Origin of the sequence: Nocardia sp. CDC159 (assembly GCF_023740735.1) — a bacterium.
In the GTDB taxonomy this organism is placed as follows: Bacteria; Actinomycetota; Actinomycetes; order Mycobacteriales; family Mycobacteriaceae; genus Nocardia; species Nocardia pulmonis.
In genome coordinates this window covers 145,258-159,284 of the sequence record NZ_JAMRXH010000004.1, presented here as the reverse complement: position 1 = coordinate 159,284, position 14,027 = coordinate 145,258, and the positions used below count along the sequence as shown (strand labels likewise).

Annotated in this window: 16 protein-coding genes; 9 read left to right on the top strand and 7 right to left on the bottom strand. The window is 66.9% G+C overall.

Going from position 1 to position 14,027, the window contains the following annotated elements:
• The first annotated feature begins 1 nt into the window (after position 1).
• A complete protein-coding gene (locus NDR87_RS10675) occupies positions 2 to 673 on the top strand; it encodes an endonuclease V (protein WP_251911029.1) in 672 nt (223 codons plus the stop codon).
• On the opposite strand, the gene NDR87_RS10670 is transcribed toward NDR87_RS10675, so the two are convergent.
• Both NDR87_RS10670 and NDR87_RS10665 read right to left on the bottom strand, forming a co-directional pair.
• Positions 670 to 876 (bottom strand): DUF397 domain-containing protein, encoded by a 207-nt coding sequence (locus tag NDR87_RS10670; protein ID WP_251911027.1) that lies wholly within the window; start codon positions 874 to 876, stop codon positions 670 to 672. The genes NDR87_RS10675 and NDR87_RS10670 overlap by 4 nt on opposite strands.
• The gene (locus NDR87_RS10665) at positions 873 to 1,757 is read right to left on the bottom strand and encodes a helix-turn-helix transcriptional regulator (protein WP_251911026.1); all 885 of its coding nucleotides are present in this window, start codon (positions 1,755 to 1,757) and stop codon (positions 873 to 875) included. The genes NDR87_RS10670 and NDR87_RS10665 overlap by 4 nt, the downstream gene beginning before the upstream one ends.
• A gap of 209 nt (positions 1,758 to 1,966) precedes the next feature.
• On the opposite strand from NDR87_RS10665, the gene NDR87_RS10660 reads away from it, so the two are divergent.
• The 6 genes from NDR87_RS10660 (at position 1,967) to NDR87_RS10635 (ending at position 7,675) form a co-directional block, all read left to right on the top strand.
• The gene (locus NDR87_RS10660) at positions 1,967 to 2,389 is read left to right on the top strand and encodes a DUF4254 domain-containing protein (protein WP_251911829.1); all 423 of its coding nucleotides are present in this window, start codon (positions 1,967 to 1,969) and stop codon (positions 2,387 to 2,389) included.
• A 142-nt stretch (positions 2,390 to 2,531) separates the two neighbouring features.
• Positions 2,532 to 3,533, top strand: coding sequence for a hypothetical protein (locus tag NDR87_RS10655; protein ID WP_251911024.1), 1,002 nt, complete (start codon positions 2,532 to 2,534; stop codon positions 3,531 to 3,533).
• Positions 3,534 to 3,611: 78 nt separating this feature from the next.
• The gene (locus NDR87_RS10650) at positions 3,612 to 4,997 is read left to right on the top strand and encodes an MFS transporter (RefSeq protein WP_251911022.1); all 1,386 of its coding nucleotides are present in this window, start codon (positions 3,612 to 3,614) and stop codon (positions 4,995 to 4,997) included.
• Between the two features lie 72 nt (positions 4,998 to 5,069).
• On the top strand, positions 5,070 to 5,975 hold the full coding sequence (locus tag NDR87_RS10645) for a LysR family transcriptional regulator (RefSeq protein WP_251911020.1): 906 nt from the start codon (positions 5,070 to 5,072) through the stop codon (positions 5,973 to 5,975).
• Between the two features lie 90 nt (positions 5,976 to 6,065).
• Positions 6,066 to 6,635: a cysteine dioxygenase family protein gene (locus tag NDR87_RS10640; protein ID WP_251911019.1), complete on the top strand. Its 570-nt coding sequence runs from the start codon at positions 6,066 to 6,068 to the stop codon at positions 6,633 to 6,635.
• A complete protein-coding gene (locus NDR87_RS10635) occupies positions 6,632 to 7,675 on the top strand; it encodes a YeiH family protein (protein WP_251911017.1) in 1,044 nt (347 codons plus the stop codon). Before NDR87_RS10640 ends, NDR87_RS10635 begins: the two co-directional genes overlap by 4 nt.
• A 22-nt stretch (positions 7,676 to 7,697) precedes the next feature.
• Here the strand turns inward: NDR87_RS10635 and NDR87_RS10630 are convergent, their stop codons facing one another.
• A complete protein-coding gene (locus NDR87_RS10630) occupies positions 7,698 to 8,231 on the bottom strand; it encodes a phosphatase PAP2 family protein (protein ID WP_251911015.1) in 534 nt (177 codons plus the stop codon).
• 40 nt (positions 8,232 to 8,271) lie between these two features.
• Here NDR87_RS10630 and NDR87_RS10625 point away from each other — a divergent pair, with 40 nt between their 5' ends.
• Together NDR87_RS10625 and NDR87_RS10620 are read left to right on the top strand one after the other, a co-directional pair.
• A complete protein-coding gene (locus NDR87_RS10625) occupies positions 8,272 to 8,799 on the top strand; it encodes a DUF6508 domain-containing protein (protein WP_251911013.1) in 528 nt (175 codons plus the stop codon).
• A gap of 303 nt (positions 8,800 to 9,102) precedes the next feature.
• A complete protein-coding gene (locus tag NDR87_RS10620; RefSeq protein ID WP_251941112.1) occupies positions 9,103 to 9,459 on the top strand; it encodes a hypothetical protein in 357 nt (118 codons plus the stop codon).
• Between the two features lie 54 nt (positions 9,460 to 9,513).
• Here NDR87_RS10620 and NDR87_RS10615 read toward each other — a convergent pair whose 3' ends face one another.
• The 4 genes from NDR87_RS10615 to dxr form a co-directional block, all read right to left on the bottom strand.
• Positions 9,514 to 9,981, bottom strand: a complete 468-nt coding sequence (locus NDR87_RS10615) for an iron chaperone (RefSeq protein WP_251911010.1) — start codon at positions 9,979 to 9,981, stop codon at positions 9,514 to 9,516.
• A 134-nt stretch (positions 9,982 to 10,115) separates the two neighbouring features.
• Positions 10,116 to 11,270, bottom strand: coding sequence for a hypothetical protein (locus tag NDR87_RS10610; protein ID WP_251911008.1), 1,155 nt, complete (start codon positions 11,268 to 11,270; stop codon positions 10,116 to 10,118).
• Positions 11,271 to 11,554: 284 nt separating this feature from the next.
• Positions 11,555 to 12,757 carry an RIP metalloprotease gene (locus tag NDR87_RS10605; RefSeq protein ID WP_251911007.1) on the bottom strand — a complete coding sequence of 401 codons (1,203 nt, stop codon included), beginning with the start codon at positions 12,755 to 12,757 and terminating at the stop codon, positions 11,555 to 11,557.
• 21 nt (positions 12,758 to 12,778) lie between these two features.
• Positions 12,779 to 13,924, bottom strand: coding sequence for a 1-deoxy-D-xylulose-5-phosphate reductoisomerase (gene dxr, locus NDR87_RS10600; RefSeq protein WP_251911005.1), 1,146 nt, complete (start codon positions 13,922 to 13,924; stop codon positions 12,779 to 12,781).
• Positions 13,925 to 14,027 lie beyond the last annotated feature (103 nt).

Sequence of the window (14,027 nt, the reverse complement as noted above, 5' to 3'; positions counted from 1 at the left end):
GGTGCGGTTGGTGATGGTGCCCGAGCTGCCGACCGATCCGGGAGCGGCGGTGGGGCTTCAGGATCGGTTGCGGGGGTTGGTGGAGACGGAGAATCCAGGGCGGGCCGAGTTTCGGACGGTGGCCGGGGTTGATTCGGCCTATGACGATGCTGGGAATGTTGTTGCGGCCGTGGTGGTTCTAAATGTGGCGACGCTGGAGCTGGTCGATACCGCTACCGCTCGGGGGCGGGTCAGCTTTCCTTATGTGCCTGGGCTGTTGGCCTTTCGGGAGTTGCCGACCACTATTGCGGCGCTGGAGAAGCTTGGGACCGTGCCGGATCTGTTGGTTTGCGATGGGCAGGGGATTGCTCATCCGCGGCGGTTCGGGCTTGCTTGCCATCTGGGGGTATTGACGGGGGTGCCGAGTATCGGTGTCGCCAAGACGGTTTGGGGGGAGTACGTCGAGCCGGGGCGCGAGCGAGGGGCATTCGGGGACATCACCATCGATGGCGAGGTGGTCGGGCGGGCGGTGCGGACGCAGTCCGGAGTCAAGCCGGTCTATGTTTCGGTGGGGCACCGGATAGATCTCGAGACGGCTTGTGCGCAGGTGCTGGCGCTGACCCCCAGGTATCGCCAGCCGGAGACCACGCGCCAGGCCGATCATCTTTGCCGGATGTTGTTGCGGGAAGGCTAGATTCGGTCGAAGTCGCCGTTCTTTACCCCTGATGTGAAGGAATCCCACTCGCCGGGCGTGAAGACGAGTGGGGGTCCGGCCGGATTCTTGGAGTCGCGGACTCCGATCATGCCACCGTCGAGGTGCGCGATCTCGACGCAATCGCCATCACCGTGGCTGTGACTCGACTTGAACCATGCCGCCTTCGATAGATCGCCGATCACTCGGAATACTCCCTTACAAGCGCCACGACCAGATCCCTGGTTGCATCCGGTTCCAACGCTACACGCCTGACACGGGCGATCGCATCGCGATAAACATCGACCTCGGTGCCTCGTTCGAGGTAGAGCGCACCGGTGAGGCTTTCGACGAACACCACCGGGCGCTCGGTCAGCTTGGTGGACGGGTGTGGCGGGAACTCGAACATGACGCACGGACTTGTCACTGCGGCAATAGGACTCCCAACGGTGTACGGAACAACCCTGATCGAAACGTTGGGTTGTTCACTGAGAGTCAAGAGGTGCCGCAATTGATCGGCCATGATCGCGCGGTTCCCGGTGTGTTGCCGAAGAATCGCATCTGAAATAAGAGCCTCGTACTCAAAACCCGAATCTTCGAGGCGCTCCTGCCTGAATACGGCCAGCGCGAGGCTCTTCTCAACCTCGTCGTGTGTCCACTCCGGATGCCCGGCCCAGACGACTTGCCGCCGGTATTCGGTGGTCTGCAGCAGACCTGGAATGAGAGCAGACTGGACAGACGTTGCGCGACTGGCGGACTGCTCCATATTCAAGAAGTAGTCGAAGCCAAGCTTCATCTCATCGATGTAGGACCGCCACCACTTCCCCCCGGCCTTCTGCGCCTTTCGGGTCTCGTCGGCCAACATCAGCAGGAACCGTCGCTCATCGTCACTGACCTGCAGCTTGTCACAGATCGCGTTGATCACCATGCTGGGCACGTTGTGCTTGAGCCCGTCCTCCAACCGCCCGTACGTCTGCGGTGAGGCCTCGATGATCTTGGAGACCGCATACTTCGACAACCCCGCACGCTTCCGGAACTTCTCCAGCTGTCGACCGAGCGCCCTGCTGGCATGAGTCGAGCCACTCATTAGTTTCGCCTCGCTATCTACTTGTTGCCAAATTGGAATAGGCCCTCATGGAAAGAGGGGACATTCACGCCGACAGGCCGTCCGACAACTTCCACCCCGCTAGCACGAAGAGTAACACTATGAGCACGCCAACATCCGCCGACAACACACCATTCGCGCACCGACACAACGCATTTCGAAACAACGAAGGGGGACGATTCGTGCTGCTCATGAACCCGCTACCCACGAAAACCCAACTGCTGCACGCCTGCCGGGGGATCGACTACGCGGACCACCCGATTCTGCACGCGGCCCACGCCCTCACCGGAATCCACGAAAGCCACTTGGCGGCCGAGCATCCCGGAATTCCCGAATCGAAATCCCACCGCGCCCGCCTGATCACCGAGATCGACCGGCACGTGGCCAGATCCCTTCCGCCTGCCCCCGGCAGCGCCCGCATCCACACCGAAACCATCGGCGCGGTCGTCGACCGCATGGCCCACTTCACCGCCATCGCCTACGCCGCCCTGGCCGGTTCCCATCCCACCACCCTCGGCGACGTCTGGGAGCACCTCGCCGAGCTCGCCGTCGGCTACGAGGATCTGATCGACGAACTCCACACCGGTCGCCGCCGTCTCCCTGGCAGCCCATAACCGAGAGGCAGAACGACTCCCACCGCGCGGGTCGAGGCAGCGACCGCGTGAGGTGCATCACCACCCCCACTCTTGCTAATACCCCCTGGGGGTATTACTTTCACGTATGTCGAACAGTACGAGAGCCGGAAAGAGTTCAGCGATGACCACCGAGCAGGCCCACGCCAATCACCCTCACGCTCAGGAAGTCCAGGCCGCCCATGGCGGATACGCCACTGCCGGCCAAAGCCCCGCCCGGCCCGCTGGGCGGACCGGGCGGGGAAATAAGAAGGGGCCGCACCTCGATTCTTCGAGCTCCCCGGCCGCGCGGTACGCGCCTGCACCGCAGCGCATCGACCACCACGCCACCCACAGCCACCACGCCACACCCGACCACCACGCCACGCCTGACCAGCACGCCACCCCCGACCACCACGACGCCCACACCGCCGCCACCCCCGGCGGCCTCCAAATCACCCAGGACGGTTACACCCTCGACCTCACAACTCCGATCACCACCCCCGGCGAGATCGACCTCCGCTTCCGCATCCTCGGCCCCGACGGCAATCCCGTCACCGACTACGACGTCATCCACGACCGTGAGTTGCACCTGATCGTGGCGCGGCGCGAGCTGACCGGGTTCTGGCACGTGCACCCGGAACTCGGCGCCGACGGCGTGTGGGCGGTGCGGCTGGATCTTCCGGAGGCGGGTGCCTACCGCGTCTTCACCGATATCGCTCCCCGCGCTCTCGGTAGGACCATCACCCTCGGCGCCGATCTCGCCGTGGCGGGTGGATACGACCCGCGTCCGACTCCCGAACCCGCGCGCACCGCGATCGTCGACGGCTACGAGGTGACCCTCGACGGCGAGCTGGTTCCCGGGGCGGGCCGCCTGCTCACCCTGACCGTGCGCGAGGACGGGCGGCCGGTCACCGACCTGCAGCCGTATCTGGCGGCCTATGGGCATCTGGTGATCCTGCGTGCGGGCGATCTGGCCTATGTTCATGTCCATCCGAACGGCGAACCCGGCGACGGAATCACCGCACCCGGCCCGGACGTCACCTTCCACACCGCGGTCCCCGGTCCCGGAACCTATCGCCTGTTCCTGGATTTCAAGCACCGCGACGTGGTCCACACCGCGGCCTTCACCCTGCCGACGACCTGAAACCTACGAGGAATCCGATGTGCGAGTGCCACTGTCGCAGCACCCGTGCCCCGCCCGACGAGATTCAGGATGTATTCGATGCGTTCCCCGTCCACATTCACCCTGTTCCGCAACCGCGACTATCTCCGGCTGTTCACCGCCCAGGTATCGGCCCTCTTCGGCACCGGTTTGACCACCGTCGCCCTCGGCCTGCTCGCGTACGAACTCGCGGGCGCCGAGGCGGCTGCGGTGCTCGGCACCGCGCTGACCATCAAAATGGTTGTCTACGTGACGATCGCGCCGATCGTAGCCGCCTACGCCGACCGCTTCCCGCGCCGGACGTTGCTGGTCGCACTCGACGTCGTTCGTGCCGCGGTCGTGCTGGCACTGCCGTTCATCGACCAGATCTGGCAGATCTACGTCCTCATCGCGGTCCTGCAAACCGCCTCGGCCGCTTTCACTCCCACCTATCAGGCGATCATCCCCGACATTTTGCCCGATGAGCGCGAGTACACCCGGGCGCTGTCGGCCGCGCAGTTGGCCGCCACCATGGAGACCCTGCTCAGCCCGGTGCTCGCCGCCGCTGCCCTCACTGTGGTCGGCTTCCATTGGCTGTTCGTCGGCACCGCAATCGGATTCGCGTTCTCGGCGGTCCTCGTGATCACCACCCGCATCCCGGATGCGACGACCGCACCCACCGCCTCGCCGCGGAAACGGATCACCGTCGGCATGCGAATCTTCGTCGCGACACCGCGATTGCGCGGTCTGCTCGGCCTGAACCTCGTGGTCGCCGTCGCCGGTTCGGTGATCATGGTCAATACCGTCAACTACGTGCGTGACGTGCTGGGTGGCGGGCAGTCCGAGGTGGCGATCCTGCTGGCGGCCAACGGTTTCGGAACCATGGCCCTAGCGCTGCTGCTCCCTCGGACGCTCGATCGGCTCGGCCCCCGGCCCGTCATGCTCATCGGTGCGGCCGTACTCACCACCGGACTCGGATCGGCGGTCGCTCTCTCACTGGCGAATACGGGCGACTGGCGCTGGGCGGCCGCGATCACGGTCTGGGCGCTGGTGGGCGCGGGCACCGCCGCCATACTGGCGCCGACCGGACAGGTGCTGCGCCGCTCCGCGCAGCCCGCCGATCGCCCCGCCCTCTTCGCCGCGCAGTTCTCGCTGTCCCACCTGGCGTGGCTGCTCACCTACCCGATCGCCGGTTGGCTGGCCACCACCACCGATTTCACCACCACCTGGCTGACCCTGGCGCTGCTCGGGGCCGCGGGAACGGTTGTGGCACTGTCGATGTGGCCGCGTCACGACCCCGAGATGATCACCCACCTGCACGAGGTGGGAACCATCGACCCGTCCCGGCTGGCCGATGCCGTCCGCGTGAGCGACCGCTTCTACCTGCACACCCACCCCTACATCATCGATGCCGACCACCCCCGCTGGCCGACCCCGGCGGAACGACGCCTCCGCACCGCTCCATGAGGCCACCGGGACCGGGCGCGAATTCACCGAATGTGTTGGAGGCACAACCAAAATTCTCCTTATGATTCGGTGATGCTCGAGTCCCGGCACATCAAGACGTTCCTCGAAGTCGTTCGCTGCGGATCTCATTCGGCGGCCGCGCGCAGTCTGGGTTACACGCAACCGGCGATCACCCAGCAGATGCGGGCATTGGAGCGGGAGGTCGGTATGCCGCTGTTCGTTCGGCAGGGACGCGGGCTGCAGCTGACCGAGGCGGGTACGGCGCTCGCCCGGCATGCCGAGATCATCGTGAGCGATCTGACGGCGGCGCACAATCAGCTGCGCGCACTCGCCAAACTGGAGTCCGGACTGGTCCGGCTGTGCGCATTCCCCAGCGCGAACGCCACTTTCGTGCCGCGAGCGGCGGCCAGTCTGCTGGCCGGGCATCCGGGTATCCGGGTGGAGCTGCAGGAGGCCGAGCCGCCGGAATCGCTGTGGCGGCTCAGCCGCGGCGAATGCGATGTCGCACTTGCCTTCTCCTACCATGAGCCGTCGGCCGAACCCGATGCGGAGATCGAGCGGATCGCGCTGATGGAGGACCTGCTCACCATTCTGCTGCCGACCGGCCATCCGCTCGCCCGCCACCACAGCGTCCGGCTGGCCGACCTCGCCGACGAGCGGTGGATCGCGGGCTGCCCACGGTGCCGGGCGAATCTGCTGCACCTGTGCGCGGAGGAGAACTTCGTGCCCGACATCGTATTCACCACCGACGACAACCTGGCCGTCCAGAGCCTGGTGGCGGCAGGAGTCGGTGTCGCGCTGATGCCCGCCCTGGTGCTGTCGTTCCTGTGCCATCCGGATGTGACGGGGCGGGTGCTGGCGGGGCGGCCGACGCGCCGGGTCTCCGCCTACGTCCTGGCCGACCACCGCCGGGTCCCGGCGGTCGGTCTGGTACTGGCCGAACTGGAGAATGCCGCCGCCGCGCGCGTCGGATGCTGACCTACCTGGGCCCGAACCATAAGCAGTGCTTCGATATTGACCAACAGGTAGTCATTGGACGTTATAGGTTGGCGGTTCGACACTGCAGACATGCCCGCACTCGCTGCCTCCGGCAAGGTCGCCACCCGTAATACCGAGCTTCTCGACGAACTGATCGAATCCGTCCGCCGCATCGTGTGGCGCGGCCTCGCGCCGCAGCCGACGGCCGAAATGATCGGGCGGACACTGGAACCCGTGCTGGGCCAGCCCGGCCTGCTCACTCCGGAGCAGACCGAGGGCGACCCGAATCGCTACCGCCAGCATGTCCTACACGCCGAGCACGACGGCAGCTTCTCGATCGTCGCGCTGGTCTGGCTGCCCGGCCAGCAGACCTCGATCCACGACCATGTGTCCTGGTGTGTCGCCGGGGTGCACGAGGGTCAGGAGAGCGAGCGGCGGTACCGGCTCGTGCCCGATGGATCGAGCTGCCGTCTGGTCACGGCCGGGGATGTGCTCAATCCGGTCGGGGCGGTGTCGGCCTTCGCACCGCCCGGCGATATTCATCGCGTCCGCAATGCCGGTGACTCCAAAGCGATTTCGATTCATCTGTATGGCGCGGACGTCTCCCGGCTCGGCACCAGCATTCGCCGGGTCTACACGGCGCCGGTCGGGGAAGCATGAGTCTGCGGCTGCGCCCGTCCGCCTCCTGGCTCGCGCCGCAGTTCCGGCCCACCGGTGGACGCGCGATCACGGGGCTGAGTGTGGCCGCCGTCGGTGTCGGCCTGGCGACGCTGATCCACTCTCTGTTCCCGATGGCCCCGGTGCCGACGCTGGCCGTGGTGCTGGGCGTGATCGCGGCGCATCTGCCGGGGTTGCGGGGCTTCGTCCGGACGAGCGCCCGTGCCGGACTGAGCATCGCGTCCAAGCAGGTGATGCGACTGGCGATCGTGCTGCTGGGCCTGCAGCTGAGTCTGTCCGATGTGGGGCGGCTGGGCTGGGCGACGGCGGTCATGGTGCTGACCGTGGTGGTCGTGACCTTTCTGGGCACGCTGTGGCTCGGTCGCCGGATCGGGCTGCCCGGTGATCAGCCGCTGCTGGTCGCCACCGGCTATTCGATCTGCGGGGCGTCGGCGATCGGGGCGGTGAGCCGCGTGTCGGGCAGTCGGGAGGAGGACATCGCGGATTCCGTTGCGGTCGTGACGTTGTGCGGCACGCTCGCCATTGGCGTGCTGCCGCTGCTGCAGCATCCGCTCGGCCTCGGGGCGGAGCCCTTCGGGCGGTGGGTCGGGGCCAGCGTGCACGATGTGGGCCAGGTGGTCGCGGCGGCGCAGACGGCGGGCGCGGCCGCGCTGAGTGCCGCGGTGCTGGTGAAGTTGATGCGGGTCGTGTTGCTCGCCCCGCTCGTCGCGCTGGTGGCCGCTCATCGTCGCGCCACCGGAGGCCGATCGGATGGGGGTGCACGACCTCCGCTCGTTCCGCTGTTCGTCGCGGGTTTTCTGCTGATGATCCTGCTTCGCGGCACGGGCTGGGTTCCCGCCGAGATCCTGGAGTTCGCCAGTGCCACACAGGGTTTGCTGCTCGCGGCCGCGCTGTTCGGCCTCGGCGCGATGATCAACCTGTCGTCGCTGACGCGCACCGGCAGCCGGATGGCCGCGCTCGGACTCGCCTCCTGGGTGACGATCGCCGCGGTCTCCTATGCGGGAGTACTGCTCACCACCTGAGTATGGTTCTCCGCCAATGCTTTCAGCGCGCCAGGCGGAGGGCGACGCGCGCCGAGCTCACGACCGCCGCACCGGCACCGGCTCCCACGGCCCATCCGGCCAGGACATCGGTCGGCCAGTGCGCCCCGAGGTAGACCATCGCAAGACCGATCAGCCCGACAATCACCGCGAGTGGGGCGGCGACCCAGCCCCGGGCCTTCGCCGACCAGGGCAGGGCCAGATAGGTGGCGACGACGACGGCGGCCGTCATGGCGGCCACGGTCGACGGCATCGAAAACCCGCCCACCTCAACCACAACCAACTCCCCCGACGGCCGCGCCCGCTGGATCAGGACCTTGAACACCCCGGCCGTCACCACCGCCACGGCAGCCGCCACGGCGATCATGATCCCCTGCCACCACCAGCGTTTCACGACCACGACGATCAACCCCGCCAGCCCGGCCACCGCGATGACCGCGGCATCCGCCCCCATATCCATCGCCCATCTCGCCACGGTGGTGAGCGCCGGGGTGCGGTGCTGGGACAGCCACCGCAGGATGTCGAGATCGAGACTCACTCCGCACATTTTGCCTGCCGTGCGCGGTATCGTGCCCGGAATGGAGCCGAGCGATTCCGATATCAAGGTGCAGTTGCTCATCTCACCACCCGAGCGCTGGCAGCTACTGTGGTCCGCCGCCGACGATCTGCTCGCCGAACAACCCAGCCCGTGGGAAATCCGCACCCAGAACGCCGACGGCTCGACGTGCATGCCCTACGCCGTCTACAGCGAGGCCGTGAATCGCGTCGAACGCGCGCTGTACGAGGTGGACGCGATCGTGGGATTCGATTGGACGCAGTGGGACGGTCTCCAGCGATATCGCGGCGGCCGAGAGCTGGCCGCTGCCCCGGTGGCCGACGCCTGCCGAGTGCTGACCGCGATCACGCGGGCCGAACGATTCAGCGACGGAACGATCGGGCACGCACTCGACGACGGCACCTTCCAGGCAGCGCTGCTGCGCCTGCGGACGTGGTACGACGGCATCGCGAAGGCCCACGCCGAATACGTCCACCCGCCGCAGGACCAGTCGTGGATCTCGCGACGCGTCGGCGGGTTCCGCATGTTTCAGGCATTGCTGCGGAATTGAGGCGGCCCACGATTCGGCGTTGCCGGATCATTCGTTGAGGTTGACCGCACGGCGGAAGATCGTCACCGGGCTCCAGGCCCGCACCGCGGCCGCGACCCGGTACCGGCTCATCGCACACCATGGCGAGGAGCAGGCACCGGCCGCGGCCCGGCTGGGTGCGGACAGGCACGAAACCGCGGGCGGCGATTCTGAGGCAGAATACAAATGTGCACGATGCAATCAGAAAAAAGTTCGGCGATCGGCTCGGGAAACCGACGATCATGATGCTGGCGGGTGCCCTCGCACTCGTCGGCTGCTAGCGCGATGTCGGACCGGGAAGTGCCGGAGCGGGGCGACGGCGCGTCGAAACTCGTCCGGCTGCCGAACCGTCCACGACGCACCTCACCCGACCCCGGCGAGCACCCCCGCAAAACATGGCGCTCCGAGGGCAGCAACTCCCTGTTCGATCCCGCGGCAACCAGGCCCGTCATGCGATCGGAACTGCAGGGCGAAACCGAGGGGTGGCCGGTCGCCCCGCAGCGCGACCCGAGCGCAGCAGAGCAGGACGCGAGCGTCATCGATCTCGCCGCACTGCGTCGACGACGAGCCGGTGACGATGCCCCGGCCGCCGGTATCCGGCGCAAGGCCAAGCCGCGCAGAATCGGGCCCGACGCGCCGTAATTCCGGCGAATTTCCATGCACCGCAGGCGAAGTCGCGGTGCGCCGACGCGAGCCTCAGCCCACCGCCTTGCGCACGAGCTCGGCGATCAGCTTCTCCTGGTCGGCGGTCAGCTCCGTGAGGGCGTATGCGGTGGGCCACATGCCGCCGTCGTCGAGGGCCGCGATGTCGTTGAAACCCAAAGTCGCATAGCGCGATTTGAACTTCGCGGCGGGCTGGAAGAAGCAGACGACCTTCCCGTCGCGGGCCCAGGCGGGCATGCCGTACCAGGTCTTCGCGGTGAGCTCGGGGGCGTTTTCCCTGACGATGGCGTGGATTCGGGTGGCCATCGTGCGGTCGGGCTCGTCCAGGTCGGCGATCTTCGCGAGCAGATCCTGCTCCGAGTTCGCCTTGGAGCCACCGCGCCGCGCGGCGGCCTTCAGCTCCGCGGCGTGCTCCTTCATCGCCGCGCGCTCCTCCTCGGAGAAGCCCACGGAGGCGGTGTTCTTCTTGGCGGCGGCCTTGGTGGGCTTCTTCGCGGTCATTGTCTTTCCCTTCCCTGCCTGCTTCGATGGCGTTGCATCAATGCTATGAAGCGGGTGGGGCGGCGGGCTTCTTCAAAACTGATCAATCCCGGAGTCGAACGCGGCCGCATACCCGCGGCGGCAGGCGGCCGAGTTCACCGATAGGACTGTTGGATGCGGACCAGCTCGTCGTCGGCGGGCGGGGCGGTGATGCCGAAGTGGCGGTTCAGAATGTCGTGTTGGGTCAGGTGCTCGCCGATCGGGGCCGGGTCCATCAGTTTCTTCCAGCGCGGCTCGAGCCGGTCCAGGATGTAGCCGAGTTGGGCGCCGGTTTCGTAGGCGAGGGTTCGCTCGAGGAGCGTGTTTCGGCTGGGGTTCTGCTCGATCCAGGTCAGTACCGCGGTGAAGGTGGTGGACGCGCCGTCCCTGTTGGTCAGGAGCCCGACCTTGCCGCCGATCAGGTCGGAGTAGCGGCGTTCCAGGTATCGCGCGGAGCCTTCGATGGCCTCGGCGTTGTCCTGCGGGACCAGCTGCGGCCAGCGGTGATAGCGGGCGGCGCGGATCGCTGCGAGGTCGCGGGCCATGGTGGTGAAGACGGCCGGGTCGGGCTCGGCGCCGAGGCGGTCGAGCAGGGCGAATTCGGTTCGCAACAAAGACATGTGGTCAGGGTCGTACGGATAGTCCTGTACGTGGGTGCTGCGGCCATTCCTGTCGAAGGTCCAGTTCGCCTGCTTGTAGTAATGGAAAGCCTCGTGCATGGAGAAATACGGGAAACTCATCAGCGGATCCCGGTCAGGGTCGACCATGCCCGGGTGATATTTGAAGGCGAGGACCTCGGTGCCGTTCAGGTCGAGGGAGGTGAAGTTCGCGGGGAACAGCAAGGCGAGCGAGGACGGTCCCAGCGTCTTGGTGGCGTGGACGTCGCGGAGGTGGGCATTGCCCGGGAAGTCGATTTTCCGGTAGCCAGAGGTATCGATGATTCCCGAGACATTGACCAGATACAGGTAGCGCCAGACGATTCCGCGATCCTTCCGGGCACGGACCAGTATCAGCGGTTTCTTGTCATAACGATAGTCGTTGTCCCACAACTTGTCCGGTTGCGTCGCGAACGCCTCGTACTGCCGCGTCAGCTGGTCGAACATCGCCTTGTCGGTGGCGTCCAGCTCCGCGTATGTCGAGCCGGGGTTGCGCAGGATCACGAACCAGACCGTCGCGGCGACCAACACCACGGTCACACCGCAGGCCGTCAGAACGTACGGCCAGCGACGTTTCCTGCCCGTTTTACGCGGAGGCAAAACGACCTCGGTCATACCGTATTTCCATCACGATTCCAGGCACCCCTTCTGGACCCACAGCTCCACCGCAACCGCCTCGGCCGTGTCGGTGGCGATGCGTCCGACAACGGCACAGGATCGCGCCGATGAAGCCTTCGTTGCCGGAGGACCTTCGGATAGCTCACACTATCGCCGCGATGCGCCCGATCGCGTCGACACGCCCTGCCGGGCATTTCGCGACCGGCGAATCCCAGGAGGGCCGACCGCTGGCGCTGACCCTAGGGCCTTCGGAAGCGGAAAAGGATCGTCTGCCCGCCGACCTACTGGAACAGCCGCACCGGATTGACGATATCGGCGGCCAGGGTCAACAGCATGTACGCACCGCCTATCACAACGACGACGTAGGTGGCGGGCAGTAGCTTCAGATAATCGACCGGGGCGCCCGGCGGCAGGCCACGGCGGCCGCGGAGGAGATTGCGGATCTTCTCGTAGATCACCACCGCGATATGGCCGCCGTCCAGCGGAAGCAACGGCAGCAGATTGAACGCGCCCAGGAAGAAATTCAGGCTGGCCAGCAACGATACGAAGATCACCCACGCGCCGCGCTCGACGGACTCGCCGCCGATCCGGCTGGCCCCGTACACGCTCATCGGCGTCTCCGGATCGCGCTCGCCGCCGGTCACCGCGTGCCACAGCGCCGACACCTTCGCTGGCATCTGGGCCAGCGAGTGCGCGACCTGCTTCATCGTATCCACGGTGAACAGAGCCGAGGCCGGGATCGCGGTCAGCACGTTGTAGTGGATCGTGTCGGGAACATCGGGGGCGACACCGATCATCGATGTCATCTGACCACCGGGCTGGTCCTTCGGGTATCGCATCACCCGCTCCGGCGACACCTCCACGGTGAGGGACTGATCGCCGCGTTTGATCGTGTACGCGACCGGTCCGTCGTGCTTGCGGGTCTCGGCGACGAACTTCTCCCAGGTATCGACCGGAACGCCGTTGACCGCGGTCACGACGTCACCGCGCTGCAGTCCGGCGCGCTGGGCCGGGCCGAGGCCCTCACACGGCAGGACCTTGCGATCCGGGGTCTGTGCCGCCACGCACGACATGTCGCCGAGCGCGGTGGCCGGTATCGGCTCCCGGCTGGGCAGACCCCAGACCACGGCGATGGTGACGACCGCGAGGAAGCCGATCAGGAAGTTCATGAAGATCCCGCCGAACATCACCACCAGACGTTTCCAGGTGGCCTGCCGGTACATCGCGCGATCGAGATCCCGCGGATCGATCTCGTCCAACGCGGTCATGCCCGCGATATCGCAGAACCCGCCCAGCGGCAAGGCCTTGAGCCCGTACTCCGTCTCGCCGCGGCGGAAGGAGAACAGGGTCGGCCCGAAGCCGATGTAGTACCGGCGAACCTTCATCCCGGTCGCCTGGGCGGCCCACATGTGTCCGCATTCGTGCAGCGCGACCGACAGCAGGATGCAGACGGCGAACAGCACGAATCCGATGGCGAAGCTCATGCGGTCTCGAATCCTCCTGCGTCAGTTACCCACGTGCGTGCGCGCACGCTCCCGCGCCCACGCGTCCGCCGCGAGCACCTCGTCCAAGGTAGCGGGTTCGGCGCTCCAACGGTCGGCCGACTCGACCACGCGTGCCACGGTGCGCACGATATCGGGGAAGCGGAGGTGGCCGTCGAGGAACGCCTGGACGGCGATCTCGTTGGCGGCGTTGTAGACCGCGGTCACGCAGCCGCCCGCCTTCCCGGCCTGCCGGGCCAGTTCGACCGCCGGGAAGACCTCGTTGTCGACCGGGGCGAACTCCCAGGTGAACGCCTGGCCGAAGTCGATCGGGGCGAGGACGCCGGGGACGCGATCGGGCCAGCCCAGGGCGAGCGCGATCGGCAGCTTCATATCCGGCGGGCTGGCCTGGGCGATGGTGGAGCCGTCGGTGAAGGTGACCATCGAATGCACGATCGACTGCGGGTGCACGCTCACATCGATGTCGTCGTAGCCGATGCCGAACAGCATGTGCGCCTCGATCAGCTCCAGACCCTTGTTCACCAGGGTCGCCGAGTTCAGCGTGTTCATCTGGCCCATCGACCAGGTCGGATGCGCCTTGGCCTCGTCCGGGCTGACCGACTCCAGCATCTCGGTGGTCCAACCGCGGAACGGGCCGCCCGAGGCGGTCAGCACCAGCCGGGCCACCTCCGACGCGCGGCCGCCGCGCAGGCACTGGGCCATGGCCGAATGTTCGGAGTCGACGGGGACGATCTGGCCGGGCGCGGCCGCGCGAGTGACCAGCGAGCCGCCCGCCACCAGCGATTCCTTGTTCGCCAAAGCCAGGCGGCGGCCCGACTCCAGCGTGGCCAGGGTCGGTCCGAGGCCGAGCGAGCCGACCAGCGCATTGAGCACCACATCGGCCTCGGTGCGGCGGACCAGTTCGGTCGCCGCGTCCGGACCGGCAAGCTCCACACCGAGTTTCGCGGCGGCGGCCGGATCGGCGACGGCGACGTTGGTGGTGCCGGTGACCCGCATCTGCTCGGCCAGCAGGTCCGTATTGCCGCCGCGGGCGGCCAGGCCCACGACCTGGAACCGATCCGGATCGGCCGCGATCACCTCCAGCGCCTGCGTGCCAATGGAACCGGTGCTGCCCAGCAGCAGGACTCTCACGATGTCGGACACCCCCATATTGTCGCGGACATGCGCGGGCCGCGCGGCGAGCGGGTCGGCTGGCTACGACGGGCGGTCGTATGCCACGATATTGGCGACAGCACGTACCTGAACGAACCGA

Excerpts from the sequence above, each read along its gene's own strand:
- NDR87_RS10665 (WP_251911026.1), bottom strand. The coding sequence starts at position 1,757 with ATGAGTGGCTCGACTCATGCCAGCAGGGCGCTCGGTCGACAGCTGGAG.
- NDR87_RS10660 (WP_251911829.1), top strand. The coding sequence starts at position 1,967 with ATGAACCCGCTACCCACGAAAACCCAACTGCTGCACGCCTGCCGGGGG.
- NDR87_RS10655 (WP_251911024.1), top strand. The coding sequence starts at position 2,532 with ATGACCACCGAGCAGGCCCACGCCAATCACCCTCACGCTCAGGAAGTC.
- NDR87_RS10650 (WP_251911022.1), top strand. The coding sequence starts at position 3,612 with ATGCGTTCCCCGTCCACATTCACCCTGTTCCGCAACCGCGACTATCTC.
- NDR87_RS10645 (WP_251911020.1), top strand. The coding sequence starts at position 5,070 with ATGCTCGAGTCCCGGCACATCAAGACGTTCCTCGAAGTCGTTCGCTGC.
- NDR87_RS10640 (WP_251911019.1), top strand. The coding sequence starts at position 6,066 with ATGCCCGCACTCGCTGCCTCCGGCAAGGTCGCCACCCGTAATACCGAG.
- NDR87_RS10635 (WP_251911017.1), top strand. The coding sequence starts at position 6,632 with ATGAGTCTGCGGCTGCGCCCGTCCGCCTCCTGGCTCGCGCCGCAGTTC.
- NDR87_RS10625 (WP_251911013.1), top strand. The coding sequence starts at position 8,272 with ATGGAGCCGAGCGATTCCGATATCAAGGTGCAGTTGCTCATCTCACCA.
- NDR87_RS10620 (WP_251941112.1), top strand. The coding sequence starts at position 9,103 with ATGTCGGACCGGGAAGTGCCGGAGCGGGGCGACGGCGCGTCGAAACTC.
- NDR87_RS10615 (WP_251911010.1), bottom strand. The coding sequence starts at position 9,981 with ATGACCGCGAAGAAGCCCACCAAGGCCGCCGCCAAGAAGAACACCGCC.
- NDR87_RS10610 (WP_251911008.1), bottom strand. The coding sequence starts at position 11,270 with ATGACCGAGGTCGTTTTGCCTCCGCGTAAAACGGGCAGGAAACGTCGC.
- NDR87_RS10605 (WP_251911007.1), bottom strand. The coding sequence starts at position 12,757 with ATGAGCTTCGCCATCGGATTCGTGCTGTTCGCCGTCTGCATCCTGCTG.
- dxr (WP_251911005.1), bottom strand. The coding sequence starts at position 13,924 with ATGGGGGTGTCCGACATCGTGAGAGTCCTGCTGCTGGGCAGCACCGGT.